Origin of the sequence: Clostridium sp. UBA1056 (genome assembly GCA_002316385.1) — a bacterium.
In the GTDB taxonomy this organism is placed as follows: domain Bacteria; phylum Bacillota; class Clostridia; order Clostridiales; family Clostridiaceae; genus Clostridium_J.
The window spans coordinates 65,289-79,621 of the sequence record DCDL01000055.1; the positions used below are offsets into that span (position 1 = coordinate 65,289).

Annotated in this window: 10 protein-coding genes; 5 read left to right on the forward strand and 5 right to left on the reverse strand. The window is 27.6% G+C overall.

Translation table 11 applies throughout. The annotated features are described in order from the left end of the window. Window positions 1-276: 276 nt before the first annotated feature. The 3 genes from B3W71_RS14370 to B3W71_RS14380 are packed head-to-tail and all read right to left on the reverse strand — an operon-like array spanning window position 277 to window position 3,487. Complete coding sequence (locus B3W71_RS14370) at window positions 277-1,437, reverse strand: ABC transporter permease (RefSeq protein ID WP_346889624.1); 1,161 nt, start codon at window positions 1,435-1,437, stop codon at window positions 277-279. Then, window positions 1,424-2,539 (reverse strand): ABC transporter permease, encoded by a 1,116-nt coding sequence (locus B3W71_RS14375; RefSeq protein ID WP_346889625.1) that lies wholly within the window; start codon window positions 2,537-2,539, stop codon window positions 1,424-1,426. Before B3W71_RS14375 ends, B3W71_RS14370 begins: the two co-directional genes overlap by 14 nt. Window positions 2,540-2,554: 15 nt before the next feature. Further along, the gene (locus B3W71_RS14380) at window positions 2,555-3,487 is read right to left on the reverse strand and encodes an ABC transporter ATP-binding protein (protein WP_346889626.1); all 933 of its coding nucleotides are present in this window, start codon (window positions 3,485-3,487) and stop codon (window positions 2,555-2,557) included. A gap of 229 nt (window positions 3,488-3,716) precedes the next feature. Between B3W71_RS14380 and B3W71_RS14385 the strand changes: the two genes are divergently transcribed. Then, complete coding sequence (locus tag B3W71_RS14385; RefSeq protein ID WP_346889627.1) at window positions 3,717-4,787, forward strand: sensor histidine kinase; 1,071 nt, start codon at window positions 3,717-3,719, stop codon at window positions 4,785-4,787. Further along, window positions 4,784-5,410: a response regulator transcription factor gene (locus tag B3W71_RS14390; protein ID WP_346889628.1), complete on the forward strand. Its 627-nt coding sequence runs from the start codon at window positions 4,784-4,786 to the stop codon at window positions 5,408-5,410. The genes B3W71_RS14385 and B3W71_RS14390 overlap by 4 nt, the downstream gene beginning before the upstream one ends. A 111-nt stretch (window positions 5,411-5,521) precedes the next feature. On the opposite strand, the gene B3W71_RS14395 is transcribed toward B3W71_RS14390, so the two are convergent. Then, window positions 5,522-6,895: an MATE family efflux transporter gene (locus B3W71_RS14395; protein ID WP_346889629.1), complete on the reverse strand. Its 1,374-nt coding sequence runs from the start codon at window positions 6,893-6,895 to the stop codon at window positions 5,522-5,524. 587 nt (window positions 6,896-7,482) lie between these two features. Then, a complete protein-coding gene (locus B3W71_RS14400) occupies window positions 7,483-9,645 on the reverse strand; it encodes a helix-turn-helix domain-containing protein (protein ID WP_346889630.1) in 2,163 nt (720 codons plus the stop codon). A 322-nt stretch (window positions 9,646-9,967) separates the two neighbouring features. Here B3W71_RS14400 and B3W71_RS14405 point away from each other — a divergent pair, with 322 nt between their 5' ends. Genes B3W71_RS14405 through B3W71_RS14415 form a run of 3 tightly spaced genes read left to right on the forward strand, consistent with a single transcriptional unit; the run spans window position 9,968 to window position 14,313 of the window. After that, complete coding sequence (locus tag B3W71_RS14405; RefSeq protein ID WP_346889631.1) at window positions 9,968-11,296, forward strand: polysaccharide biosynthesis tyrosine autokinase; 1,329 nt, start codon at window positions 9,968-9,970, stop codon at window positions 11,294-11,296. Between the two features lie 46 nt (window positions 11,297-11,342). Beyond that, on the forward strand, window positions 11,343-13,052 hold the full coding sequence (locus tag B3W71_RS14410) for an asparagine synthase-related protein (protein WP_346889632.1): 1,710 nt from the start codon (window positions 11,343-11,345) through the stop codon (window positions 13,050-13,052). Next, window positions 13,045-14,313 carry an oligosaccharide flippase family protein gene (locus B3W71_RS14415; RefSeq protein ID WP_346889633.1) on the forward strand — a complete coding sequence of 423 codons (1,269 nt, stop codon included), beginning with the start codon at window positions 13,045-13,047 and terminating at the stop codon, window positions 14,311-14,313. Before B3W71_RS14410 ends, B3W71_RS14415 begins: the two co-directional genes overlap by 8 nt. The last annotated feature ends 20 nt before the right edge of the window (window positions 14,314-14,333 follow it).

A 14,333-nucleotide genomic window follows, 5' to 3' on the forward strand; every position in this document is an offset into this window, starting at 1 on the left:
CCAGGGACGTAGCAGCTCTTTATTCCAACCTTGAAGAATGTGGAGTATTAGAGCTGGTAGTCATCGGATAAACAGAGTTCTTAGTTTCTTCGAAGCTTTAGAAATCGTTATCCAGGGACGTAGCAGCTCTTTACTCCAACCTTGAAGAAGATAGGAGTATTAGAGCTGGTAGTCATCGGATAAATAGATGGGTGCAAGGATTACGTATTTGATAAAATTTAATTTATATAAACAAATACCCAGTACTATAATGAAAGTGCTAGGTATTTGTTTGTATTAATATTTAGTTCTTTTTTGCTTCATGATAACTAAACCTATTCCTAAGAAAGCTATTGCAAAAGCTATCATTATCAACATTTCAAATAGTATTGGAGTAAGAGTATCATTATTAAATGTTGATAGGGAGTTAAGTTTATCATTTACATTAATAAACCAATATACTGGGTTAAATATAGCAGTACTTTTTACTGTTTCGCTGAGAAGTTGTTGAGGAACAAAGGCTCCCCCTAAGAAACAACAACCTAAAGATACAAGGTTTGAAATTGGACCTATGGAGTTTTTAGTGGATATATTGCTAATTAAGAAGCTAAGGCATAAACAAGTTATTGTAAATATTAGAGAATTTATACCATGTAACACTCCACTAAAAGAAAACATATCTTGAGGATACATTACTATGGCTAGTGCCATGAATATAGTCCAAATAGATAATGCTAAGACCATATCCCCTAAAAATATTTGCATGTTGAAGTTATAGGAATTAATAGGTGAGCATAAATTTCTTCTTTTTAAATCTGGTGAATTGAAAATATTTGATACTATAGATATTCCAAGTATTAACATACATAGCATAGGATAAGCTAAATAGTTAAAGTAATAGGTAACGCTACTTTTAGTATCTTCTTTATTATCCATTGCTAAAGTAACTTCTGTATCTATAGATAAATCTTTATTTACTAGCTCATTAATTTTTTCAAAGTTCAAATTACTAGTATTATCAATGTAAACTTTGGTTGTGCTAAGGTAGTTATTTATCATTGATTTTATAAAAATACTACTGGAAGAGTTAGGAATACTTTGAGTTTCTAAATTGAGTGGAATCTCTTGAAGAAAGCTATCTTCAAACCCATTTGGAATGGTGATGACAATTTCTGCTTCTCTAAAAAATAATGCATCCCTTATTCCTTCATCGGTAGTTTTAATTTTCACTAATTTAGAATTATCTTTAATATAAGTCTCTAAATTATTTGATAGAGGAGAATTGTCATTATCTATAATTGCAACTTTACATTTTTCAGTTTTAAAGGAGGCTGAATCTGTAGAACTCCCAACATTACTAAAAATAATTGTCATAAATACAAATATAGAAGCATAAAGCAGTAAGGAGGAAAGAGCACTTTTTCTAACTATTCTAAAATATTGTTTAAATACTTGCATATTTTTGCCTCCTTAAAATTAAAAAAGTAATTATTGAGAATATAATTCCATACAATATTAGAAGACCTAAATTAAGAAAATACCTATCATAGGTACTATAATAGTATAATGAGTAAAATCCATCAGTAATTAAGTTAACAGGATTTATATAGGACAAAAGGGGAAGTTTATCTTGAATGGAGTATTTAATCTGAACTGTCATCATTCCAGATAAAAAAGAACAGACCATTGTAAATGCGAGTAAAATTCCTTCCTTTATACTAGCTTTTTTATTAATCAAAGCACTTACCATGGCACCTAAAGTTATCCCATTAAAACAACCTACAAAGCAAAGTAAAATTACATAACCTATGGAGTTACCAAAATCTATTTTTAGAACTCGGGAAATATATAGTATAACTATCAGCACTGTTGAAAAATAAAATAGTAAAGTAGCACTTATAGTAGCTAAAAAGGTTTTTATTTTGTTTACAGGAGTTATATTAATTCTTGCTGCTCTTTGAGATTGGTTTCCTTGGATGTTTATAACATCAGCACAACCAGAGGTTGAAGCTAGAATACAAGTCATAGCTAAAAGGGTATAAAAATAAATTACAACTACGTTGGTAGAACTATTCAATTCTTTATCTTTTGTGTAATTATTATAAAGAGCAAGATTACTCATAAAATCATCATTCATAATACTTGGGTTTAGGGATACCACATTTGATATGGTGGAATACTTTTGACTATAACTATCTACAAAGGCTTTTATTATGGATTCGTTAATACCAGACTTTGCAACAGTTATTTCAATATTATCTTCAAAGGTTATATACCCTGAAATTTCACCTTTAGAAAGCATTTCTTCTGCTCTATTCTTATCTGTATTCTCTATAACAAATAAATCACTGTCTTCTATAGCTGTAGAAAAGCTTTCAGATATTTTGCTACTATTTACAAGAGCAATATTAACTTTCTCAAACTCTTCACCAGTGAGTATATTTGAAAAGGCTAAATTAAAAATTGTAGCTAATACAATTGGAAATAATAAAGTCCAAAAGATACTTAATTTATCTCTAAAACGACATTTAAGTTGATACTTAAAAATATGCCAAAACATTCTATATACCCCCTTTTAATCTCTAAGCTCTTTACCTGTAATTTCCAGAAATACATCATTTAAGGTAGGTTGCTCTGAGTAAATTTTTCCATAACTTATTTTATTGTCTCCAATATAGCTAACAATGTCCCCAAGACAACTATGTCCACTTTTTGTTCTAATATTTAATAAATTACTCTTATAGTCTACTGATATAATATTAGGGAGAGCATTTATATTTTTAATATGATCTTCATTTAAATTAAAGGCTTCAATAATTATTTTTTCACCTAAATCAATAATGGACTTTAGTTCTTCCTTTGTACCTTTTGCAATGACTTTACCCTTGTCCATAATGGCAATAGAAGTACAAAGCTGTTCAATTTCTTCCATGTAGTGTGAGGTATATATAATTGTGACTCCTTCGGCATTTAATTTTTTTATTCCCTCTAAAATATGATTTCTACTTTGAGGGTCAACAGCTACCGTTGGCTCATCTAAAATGATTAGTTTTGGATTATGAGCTATACCGCAAGCAATGTTTAATCTTCTAAGAAGTCCTCCACTTAACTTTTTAGGAATAAATTTTCTGTAATCAGAAAGTCCAACAAAATCAATGGCCTTTTCCACAAGTACTTTTCGTTCCTTCTTATTTGTTACATATAGTCCACAGAAATAATCAATGTTTTCATATACTGTCAATTCATCAAAGACGGCTACATTTTGCATAACAATACCAATGTCTTTTTTTACTTTATAATTTGTTGGAGTCATTTCTTCTCCTAAGATTTCAATAGTTCCTTTATCATATTTAAGTAGAGATAACATACAGTTTATAGTAGTAGTTTTACCAGAACCATTTGGACCTAAAAGACCAAATATTTCTCCTTTTTTTATATCTAAATTTAAGTGATCTAAAGCAATTAAATCTCCATATCTTTTTACTAGGTTTTCTATTTTTACAATCATAGTTATTACTCCTTACTTTATTTAGTTTATACTTATAGTTTATTAGAGAATCTCTTTGTAGGTAAGTGCTATTTGTCATGAATATTAAATTACATTTGTCACTTTAGGCATCTGAAAATGAATAATAAGTCAAAGATGNNGATAGTAGCACTATCTAAGGGTTCTTATATAAAACTTTTGTAAGAAATTTGTATATGTTATTATAGATATATAAAGTGAGGAAGTATAGATGAATAATATATTAAATAAAATTATTTTACTTATAGGTTCGGCATTATTACTTATAGAAAATTATGATATAGAAAAATCAATTTTACCAATTTTAGTTACAGTAGCAATAACTTGTTTTCTAGAATACTTTAACAAAGATAAATTAAATATAATAGTATTAATAAGTTATAGTATTGTTTGCATTTTATATCCTGAATTTCTGATGGGCATTCCTATAATATTTTATGATACTATTTTTTCAAAGTATAAATATATATGCATCTTAATTTTAATCCCATACATTATGAATATACATAAATATCCACATATGATTAGTATAATGATTCTTGGACTTCTTAGTACATCAGCAATCTTGAAATTTAATACTGTAAAATATGAAAATTTGCATGATAAATTTATAAAACAAAGAGATGATTTAACTGAGATATCTATAGTATTGGAAGATAAGGTAAAGGAGTTACAATATAAACAAGACTTTGAAGTTAATTTTGCAACATTAAAGGAGAGAAATCGTATTTCAAGAGAAATTCACGATAATGTAGGACACCTTTTAACTAGCTCTATATTGCAAATAGGTGCTATTATGGCAATTACTAAAGAAGAGCAAACTAAAGGGTTCCTAGAGGACATTAGATCTACCTTAGACCACGGTATGGATTCTATTAGGAGTAGTATTCATAATTTACATGAGGATTCTATTGACTTATATGTACAACTTTCAAAGTTGATAAATGAATTTAAGTTTTGTAAGGCTACTTTAAATTACGAGTTTTCTTCTAATCCAGATGTTAAAATTAAATATGCTATTATTGCTATTGTAAAAGAGGCGCTATCTAATATAATAAAGCATTCAAATGCAACCACAGTAACTGTAAGTTTATATGAACATCCAAAATTATATCAAGTAATTATTTTAGACGATGGAAGTAAAAAGAAGGCAAGTATGGATGGTGGAATGGGCTTACAAAGCATTGAAAAGAGAGTAAATAGCCTAAATGGTATTGTGAATTTTGATAATGCAAAAGGATTTAGAATATTTATTTCTATTATGAAGGAGGGGGAACTATGAGAATAATTATTATAGATGATGATAAGCTTATTGCAGCATCTTTAAAGACCATCATAGAGACATCAAGTAATATAGAGGTGATATCACTTGGATATAGCGGTGAAGAAGCTATTGAGCTTTATAATAGGTATACTCCAGATATATTACTTATGGATATTCGTATGGGGGGAATGTCAGGGCTGGAGGCTGCACAGAAGATTTTAAAATCTCATAATGAGGGGAGAATATTATTTTTAACCACTTTTGAGGATGATGAATATATTATAACTGCATTAAAAGTTGGTGCTAAGGGGTATATTTTAAAACAACATTTTGAAAGCATAGTACCTGCTTTAAAGGCAGTAGAACTTGGACAAAGTGTTTTTGGACAAGAAATTATATCTAAAATTCCTACTATGCTACATAATAATGAAAATAAAAAGGATATATCAAAGTACGATTTAATTGATAGAGATATTGAAATAATTACTTTAGTTTCTCAAGGTCTTTCTAATAAGGAAATATCAGCAAAATTATTTTTAAGTGAAGGTACAATAAGAAACTATATAAGCGGTGTTTTAGAAAAGTTAAATCTTAGAGATAGAACACAACTTGCAATATTTTATTTCAATAATATAAAGTGAAACCTTTATTAGAATCAAAGAGACAACTTCTCTAACTAATAATAAATAAAGCTAAAAACATGTAAAAAATTTACTCCCTAGAAATTACATTCTAAGGAGTAAATTTTTTTATTAAGCTGTTACAGTTTTAGTTTCTTCTTTTTCTTTTTTTCTCCAAGTATTATTTAGTAGATAGAATGATACTATTGCAGAAATTAAGTCTGATACGGGATATGCAATCCATGCACCTATAGTACCAAAGATATTTACAAAAACTATAGCTAAAGGAATGAATACTATTAACTGTCTAAACAAAGATAACCTAAATCCTTTTTTAGCCTCTCCAACAGCTTGATAGTAGTATATACCTACATAGTAGAGTCCAACTAGTGGAAGTAAGAAGATACATATTCTTAGGGCTTTAACAGCCTCAGGTAATAATTTTGCGTCAGTTAAAAACAAGCTTATCATTTGTGGTGCAAAATACATAATGAATACTCCAAATATTAAAGATATTACTGATACTGTTTTTATAGATGCTTTAACTGTATCTTTAACTCTATCAGAGTTTCTTGCGCCGAAGTTAAAGGCTACAATTGGTTGCATAGCAGAGCTTATACCAATTATCGCAATAAACATAAACATAGATATTTTAGTAATAACACCAACTATTATTATAGCTGCATCTCCACCTTTAGAAATTAATAGGTTATTTAAAACAACAGCTACTACTGCATCTGAAATCTCAATAACGAAGGTTGAAAATCCAACGGCGATTAATCCTTTAATTAATACTATATCTATATTTGGCACAATACTACTTAATGAAAGTTTAATTTTAAGGTGTTTAATAACATCTTTAAATTTGTATAAAACAAATAATAAACCTACAAATTGAGAAAATACAGTGGCGATGGCTGCACCAGCTATACCGATATTTAAATGAGCTACTAATATGTAGTCAATTACAATATTTAAAAGTGCACCTATACTGTTAGCATAAAGTCCTATTTTAGAGTTTCCTAAAGCTGTCATTATTTGAGAGCAAACCACAGTTAAGCCTTGGAATATTCCTCCTAAAAAGATTATGGATATATAATCTTTAGTTAATTCAAAGGTAGCTTCACTAGCACCAAGTTTATATAATAATCCATCTCTGAATAAAAATAAGAGTAGAGGAATTATTGTTAAAGATACTATAGTTAAAGATATTGAATTAATTACAGTAGATTTAATCTTTTCAGGTTGATTTTCACCGGAATATCTAGAAACGTAGGTTGAAGCTCCTACACCAATTAAGAAAGCGATTGCTATAAGAAAACGTTGAATTGGAAATGCAACTGTTAAGGCACCAATAGCGTTAGGGCCTATATATCGACCAACAAAAACTGTGTCTACCATGTTATAAAGTTCTGCTACTAGCAAAGAAAAAATTGCAGGTATAGCAAACTTAAATAATACTCTGTATGTCCTTCCATCCGAAAATACTTTTGGGTTAATTCCCATTAGTCCCACCTCATTTATTGAAAATTCTGCATATTTCTCTTAAGTTTGTTTTATAAAAAGTTCATTTTATTTTCACAGAAAAATATAATTTGTCTTGATGTTTAATTATTTTATTTTTCTTAAGCTTTAATTAATATCAAGAATGTTTATAAAAAGTATTAATTAATTTATTATAATTTAGATAATAAATTTGTTTTATGAAATAACTTAACTTATAATATTTAGCAATCTAATTACTTGTAATAACAGTTTTTATGAAAATAGTAAGTGTTGTTAATTCATTATTGAAATATTTTATATTATATTAATATTATAGTTGAAAACAATTAAATAAACATTCACTTAAGTGCCCATGAAAAAGTACTATTCCACCCATAATACAATTGGAGAAAAATAGGAAAAAGCACAAAAGCACCTTAATTAGGATGCTTTTGTACTCAAAATTAATGCATTTTATATGAAACCTATGAAATTCTGATAAAAAATATATATTGATATAAGGAATCTTCAAAAAATAAATAAGTCAGAATGCTCGTATATTTGAATTGTTATTTATTTTCATATGCCTAATATGAGGTAAAATTAATTTATCTTAAGGGTTTTTGAACTTCGTTAATTATAATTAATGTGGCACCATAGGTTTTTAGGGTAGCTAAAATATTTATAACTGTACTTTTCTTAAAGTATTTAAATCTAATATTAGGATAAGAAGCCTTATGAAGAATTCCATTCTCATCCTTATTAAGTCTTGTAGGTTTACCCATATCAACCCAATAGTTATAGGATGAGCCTATCCTTTCATTAATTTCATAAGTAGTCACATTAATGTCTGAATGAATATTAGTTATATTTAAGGATAACTTTTTAGAAGTAGCATTTTTTATACCTCTAAGCTTTGAAAAACTTGCCATAGATATTAAATCATTAATTTTATCATGGTAAGTATAAAGTAAGATTTGATATTGATTATCTGTTTTAGTAACTATATATCCATCATCCTTTGCAACTAATGTATCACCTAATTTATTTAAAAGAGAATAAGCATAAAAGGCAGGTTTCTTAATTCCTTTATCATTTATAAGTCCAGGATAGCCGAAGAATAGTTCATTAGTTATATTTACTTGCTTATCAACAACATCAAAGGCTCTTATAAAACTTAAGTCCTCTCGATGATTAACTACATTATCAATAATAAATGGAATCATGTAAGCTGTATCATAAATATTATTTACTTCATTATTTATTGTAAAAGGCTCATCCTCAAACTCTAATTTATTATCAGTTAAGATTTCTTCAATTGAAGTTCTTAGATCTTTAGGAAAGGTAGAAGAAAATTGAAATCTAAAATTCTTATAATTAAGAGTTTCTATAGCGTTAAAGTATTCCATAAAGGATAGAAGTATATTTTTAAAGTCTTCATATATGTCTATAGAATTTTTAAGGGATAAGGCATTTCTAGATATATCTTCATTGAGTCCATCATTTATTTTATCTATATGTTCCTCATAGGTACTATCTATATCTAAAACAATTATAGGTATAATATCTAAGAATTCTATAAATTCGAGGACATCCTTTGTTCTATTCCAGTTATGAAATTTAGAACCAGGAAATATGGCCATATCTGTACTAAATAGATTCAAAATTCGTCCATATTCAAAATCCATCTCCCCTTGAAGTTCTTCTAGGGTATCCTTATTATCCTCAATCAAAAGATCAAAGGCATCACCAATGGTTATAACTCTATTAAAGTTTTTATTAAACTCACTTATATAGTTTTCCATATTAATATTTAACTGATGAATTTTATCCTCATAGTTAAACCTATCATAGTCTTCTAGATAATAGATTATATCATTCAAACTTCCCTCAAGAGGATGGGTTGTATATTTAGTCAATTTTTCAAGTTCCTCAGGAGTAGATTTATATTTTTTCCTAAATTGTAGCGGTGTAAGCTTATAATGTAGCTTAAAATGTTTGTTGAAATATCTAGTGTGAGAAAAACCAATTTCCTCAGAGATTTCGGATAGTGTCATATCAGTATCTAAGATTAATTTTATAGATTCCTCTACCCTAATAAGGTTTAGAAAATCAGTAAATGAATATCCTGTTGCATATTTTATTTCTCTAGATAAATAATGAGTACTTAGATATTCATTACTAGATATATCCTTAAGAGTTATATTGTTTTGATAATTATTATAGATATATTTAGATATGCTGTGATACCTTTGAAGCTGATCTTTATTTTCTTTAAGCTCTTCTTTTTCATGAATTAAATAGTTGAAATTATTTATAAGATGATAAAGAAGCTTTACAAGAATATCCTCAATCTCCTCATCATAGTTATCTTGCTTTTGTACTGTCTCACAAAGTATTTGGCAAAGAAATACCCTTAAATCTTCGTATTCTTCTCCAAGTTGAGAATCTTCACTAGATGAATTTGTATAGAAGAACATATTCTCAATATCATTGTAGTACTTTTGGAAGAAGTACGGATCTATCTGGAATATGATCACTTTATTATCAGGGTCATCACTTTCTATGCTGTGAACTTCATCTATATTTATAATTTCTATTTGATTTTCTGTTATTACAAATTTTTCAGTATTTATATATAGATTAATTGTACCCTTTACAACATAGAGAATCTCGATGCAATAATGCCAATGGATTGGATAATTTTTAATGGTATTTAAGGAAATAGACACAGGCATATTTGCAGAATAGTTAATATATTGTCTATGCATTATAAACTCTCCTTAATAATTTCTTTAGTATTAATAGTATTATAGCATTAATTAGAAAAAACATGCTGAATACTAAGAATTATCATATAGACAATATTACTTTCTTAATAGTATAATTGTAAAGATAAACAATTAGTTAATTTAGTGGACTAGTTCTTTTAATCAATGAAATTAAATAAATTAATAGTTTATTAATATCAATATGAATTTTAATAAAGTATAGTATACTATATATAATGAATTTAATTAATAATATTATACCTATGTATTATTAGATTGAAATATTAAAGCTAAACTATTAGCAAACAATAGGAGGATTAACATGGAAGAACAAATAGTTAAATTTGAAGATATTGTAAAGGGATGTCTGAAAAAGTGGAAGATAATAATAGCTATTGCAGTTATAATAACTACAGTAACAGCAATAGTAAGTATAGCTTCAGAAAAAGCAAATACATATGAAGGTAGTGTAAAAATTCTTGTTAAAAATAATGATACAATTATTGAAAATAATGTAGAAGTTAAAAAAGATAAATACCTAGTGCAAAACTACATAGAGTTAGTTAAAACAAGAGATTTTTTAATGGACGTATTAGAAGACACTAATATAAAATTAACTCCAGAGTTATTATTAACTAAATTACAAATTTCTTATATACCAAATAGTGATTTTATTCAAATTAAGTATACTAGTGATAATAAGCTAGAGACTCTTACTATTCTTCAAGGGGTAGTAGAAAAATTTAAAGAGCTACCAAGCAAGTATAAAGCTGATACAGAAATTATTGTAGCTGAAGATATAGGTATAGTTGAACACGCAGATATAAGAAACAATGGTCTACTTATATTACTGGGTGTATTAGGAGGATTAGGTATTGGAACAGGAATAGTGTTTGTTATGGAATGTTTAAATAAAACATTTAGAACAAAGGGAGAGGTAGAAAGAGAATTGAAAATGCCTATCATTTCCATGATTCCTAAATTCAAAGAAAAAAGCACTAGAAAGCTAAAACAAGGATCTTGTGACATAGCTTGCGAAGCATACAATAACTTAGCGGTTAATATTAGATATAAAAATAATTCAAATGAAAATAGAGTTGTATTAGTAACTAGTTCTTTAATAGGTGAAGGGAGTACTACAACAGCAACTAACTTAGCAAAGGCATTATCAAATTGCGATGAAAAAGTTATACTAGTAGAAGGAAATTTGAGAAAACCATCACTTCATGAAGTGTATAATGTAGATAATAAAGTTGGTATTAGCGATGTCATATTGGGAAAAAGCGGATTAGAAGATGGAATAAAACAGATAAATAAAAACTTAGATGTATTATTAGCTGGATCAAGCATTAATAATCCCACTCAGATAATTAATTCAAATGAGTTAGATAATATATTAAAAGCGTTAAAGAAAAAATATAGCTATGTAATAATCGATTCTCCAGCAATAAAGGTAGTTACAGATGCTCTAGCTATTGCTAATAAAGTGGATTGTACTGTACTTGTGGTAAAAGCAGAAGTGGTTAAAAAAGATGTAGTAAAAGAAAGTATAGAATTAGTAAATAGTGTAGATGGAAACATTACAGGAATAATTTTCAATGGGGCAGATGCTTTTAGAAATAAGTTTTATAATTATAAAAGTAATGTATAGTAGGAGATTGAAAATAAGTTTCTATTTAAAAGTGGGGGTGTAAATTTTGATAGGTACAACACTTATAGTAACTAAGGATAAATTTGATAAGACAAAATTAATTACTGATGAATATATTGAAGGAAATCAGTACTTAGTATATAAAAACTTTAATAAAAAATTCTTGAATGATAAAGTGTTTCATGAAGATGAAGAATTACTTATAGTTTTAGATGGTGTAATTCTTAATAATCATGAGCTGCAAAATAATTATGGAGTATATGATAACTATTCGCTTATAAAAAAAATGTATAAAGAACATGGTATAAGAATGGTTGATAGTCTTAGAGGGAATTTCTATGGAATTATATATGATAAAGTAGAAAAGAAATGGGAAGTATTTACTAATCATCTGGGTTCTAAACCACTTTATTACTATTTTGATATTAAAAAAGAATGTTTTATAGTAAGTAGTGATGTTTTTGACTTAGTTAAAGTCTTAAAAGAAATAGATGTGAAATCTACACTTAATGAAATAGGAGCTTACTATTTATTGACTTTTGGATACATGATTAATGATACAACTCTTATTAAAGAGATAAATAAGGTTGACCCTGGAACAATTATTACTTATGAAAATAACACGATAAATAAAACGCAATATTTCTTTATTGATAATGAAAACTTTTTAACAGATTCAGAAGATGTAATAGTAGACAATATGTATGAGCTATTTAATAACTCTGTTAATTTGGCTTTCAAAAAGGATGAGGAATTTGGTTATAAGCATGTAACATATTTAAGTGGCGGCCTTGATTCAAGAATGATAGGAGTTGCAGCCAAAAAACTTGGTTATAATGATATAACTTCTATAACATTTTCGGAAAATTACTCTAGGGACGAAAAAATTGCTAGAGAAATTGCTGCAGATTTTAAATATGATAGTATATTTAGAAGTTTAAATAATGGAAATTACTTAATGAATGTAGATGATGCTGTTACAAGTAATTATGGTCAAAATATTTATAGTGGAGCTGTTCATCTGGTTTCAACAAATGACTTAATTAACTTTGATAAGTTTGGGTTCATCTTTAATGGCAATATAGCTGATATAATGCATGGAGACTATATAGATGCACCTGTGCACAATAAACCATCTATTGATAATTGGATGTATTCTAAAATATTAAAAGATAAAGTTAGCTTCATACAATCTGATATCGAGAAAAAATACTCTAATGAAGAGAAGTTTGCAATTTATAATAGAGGAATTAATGGAATGTATAATGGCTCAGTAAGTTCCTTTCATATATCAGAAACATGTGAACCTTTTTTAGAACAAGATTTAATTGCATATTGTACTAGAATGAAACCGGAACTTAAGTATAAGGAAGCTGCATTTTTGAAAATGATTCAAAAGTACTATCCTGAAGCAACAAATTATAAGTGGCAGAAGTGGAATTTGAGACCAACAAAATTTAATCAGAAGTTTATGGGAACTTTTGCAGGAAAGGTATTTAGAGTTATAGATGGTCAAATACAGCGATTTGGCTCACAAAGCAATAATATGAATCCTTTTGAAAAATGGTATGCTACAAATGAAGTTTTGAGGAATTTCATTAATAATTACATAAAAGAGAATTTTCACCTACTTGATGAGTATAAAGAACTAAAAAATGATTGTGAAATTCTACTTAAAAATGGTAAGTTAATTGAAAAAACACAAGTAATAACACTATTAAATTTTATAAAAAGGATAAATGATATTTATGGATAAAAGTGTTATAAAATCAGCGCTTAGCAAAGGGTTAGTAGAAATATTTAGTGCTAGCTTTATAAATAAAATAATTCAGTTTGGAACAATTGCTATATTAGGAAGAATTATTTCTGTTTCAGATTATGGAAATTTTTCTTATGCACAAAACATAATGGGTATGGCATTACTATTAGAAGGCTTAGGGATAACTTCAGGGATACTACAGTATAGTAGTATTCAAAAGGATCATAAGGAAAAATATAGATTTTTTAATTATGGGATAAAAATAGGAGTGGTAGTAAACTTTCTAATTAGCATAGGCCTTATGATTTATGCTACATGGGGACCTTTAGGAATAGAGGATAGTAGAAGGTATTTATTTATTATGTCTTTTATCCCTGTATTAAAGATTGGATATGATGCAATACAAAGTTATTTGAGGTCTTCACTTAGAAATAAGGAATATAGCAGATTGACAGTATTTAATACTATTATATACTTCTCTGCAACTACAGTATTTTCATATTTTATGGGAGCTAATGGTCTAATTCTTGGAATATACGTGGCTTATTTATTAACAGTATTACTAGGAGCATTTTTTATTAAAGATGATATATTTTCATATAGAGGTAGTACGATAAAAAATAAGGAATTAAAACTAGAATTTTTAAAGTTTTCCATTATAACTATATTGGGAAATGCTATGTCTCAAATGTTATACTTATTGGATACTCAGCTTGTAGGTATATTCACAAAGGATCCTGCACTGCTTGCTAACTATAAAATGGCTACTCATATTCCTTTTAACCTAACTTTTATATCTATATCTATTATGACATTTGCATATCCATATTTTGCTCAAAATAGAGATAATAAAGTATGGATTAAAGAAAAACTATCAGTTTTAGTAAAATCTTTAGCTGTTTTAAATTTGATAATAACAGTAGGTGGAATAGTATTTGCAAAACCTATATTTTATATATTGTTCGGTAAGAAGTATTTAAGTGCGATTCCTGTATTTAGGGTTTTAATGGTAGGTTACTTTGTATCAGGAACTTTTAGGATTCCATATGGAAATGTATTGGCTAGCTTAGGAAATGCAAAAGCTAATTTAATAAATGCCATATTTTCAGGAGTATGCAATATTATTCTTGATATAGTATTGATTATTAGATTTGGAAGTATTGGTGCGGCATATGCTACATTAATAGTATTTATAATATCATCTGTTATTTATTATATTTTTATAAGAAGACATATGAGAAAAATAGAAATTAATTAGAGATTATTTAAATAATCAGC

Bases quoted from the DNA above. Each gene is read 5' to 3' on its own strand.
- B3W71_RS14415 (WP_346889633.1), top strand. From the start codon at position 13,045: ATGGATAAAAGTGTTATAAAATCAGCGCTTAGCAAAGGGTTAGTAGAA.
- B3W71_RS14370 (WP_346889624.1), bottom strand. From the start codon at position 1,437: ATGCAAGTATTTAAACAATATTTTAGAATAGTTAGAAAAAGTGCTCTT.
- B3W71_RS14380 (WP_346889626.1), bottom strand. From the start codon at position 3,487: ATGATTGTAAAAATAGAAAACCTAGTAAAAAGATATGGAGATTTAATT.
- B3W71_RS14395 (WP_346889629.1), bottom strand. From the start codon at position 6,895: ATGGGAATTAACCCAAAAGTATTTTCGGATGGAAGGACATACAGAGTA.
- B3W71_RS14375 (WP_346889625.1), bottom strand. From the start codon at position 2,539: ATGTTTTGGCATATTTTTAAGTATCAACTTAAATGTCGTTTTAGAGAT.
- B3W71_RS14400 (WP_346889630.1), bottom strand. From the start codon at position 9,645: ATGCATAGACAATATATTAACTATTCTGCAAATATGCCTGTGTCTATT.
- B3W71_RS14405 (WP_346889631.1), top strand. From the start codon at position 9,968: ATGGAAGAACAAATAGTTAAATTTGAAGATATTGTAAAGGGATGTCTG.
- B3W71_RS14390 (WP_346889628.1), top strand. From the start codon at position 4,784: ATGAGAATAATTATTATAGATGATGATAAGCTTATTGCAGCATCTTTA.
- B3W71_RS14385 (WP_346889627.1), top strand. From the start codon at position 3,717: ATGAATAATATATTAAATAAAATTATTTTACTTATAGGTTCGGCATTA.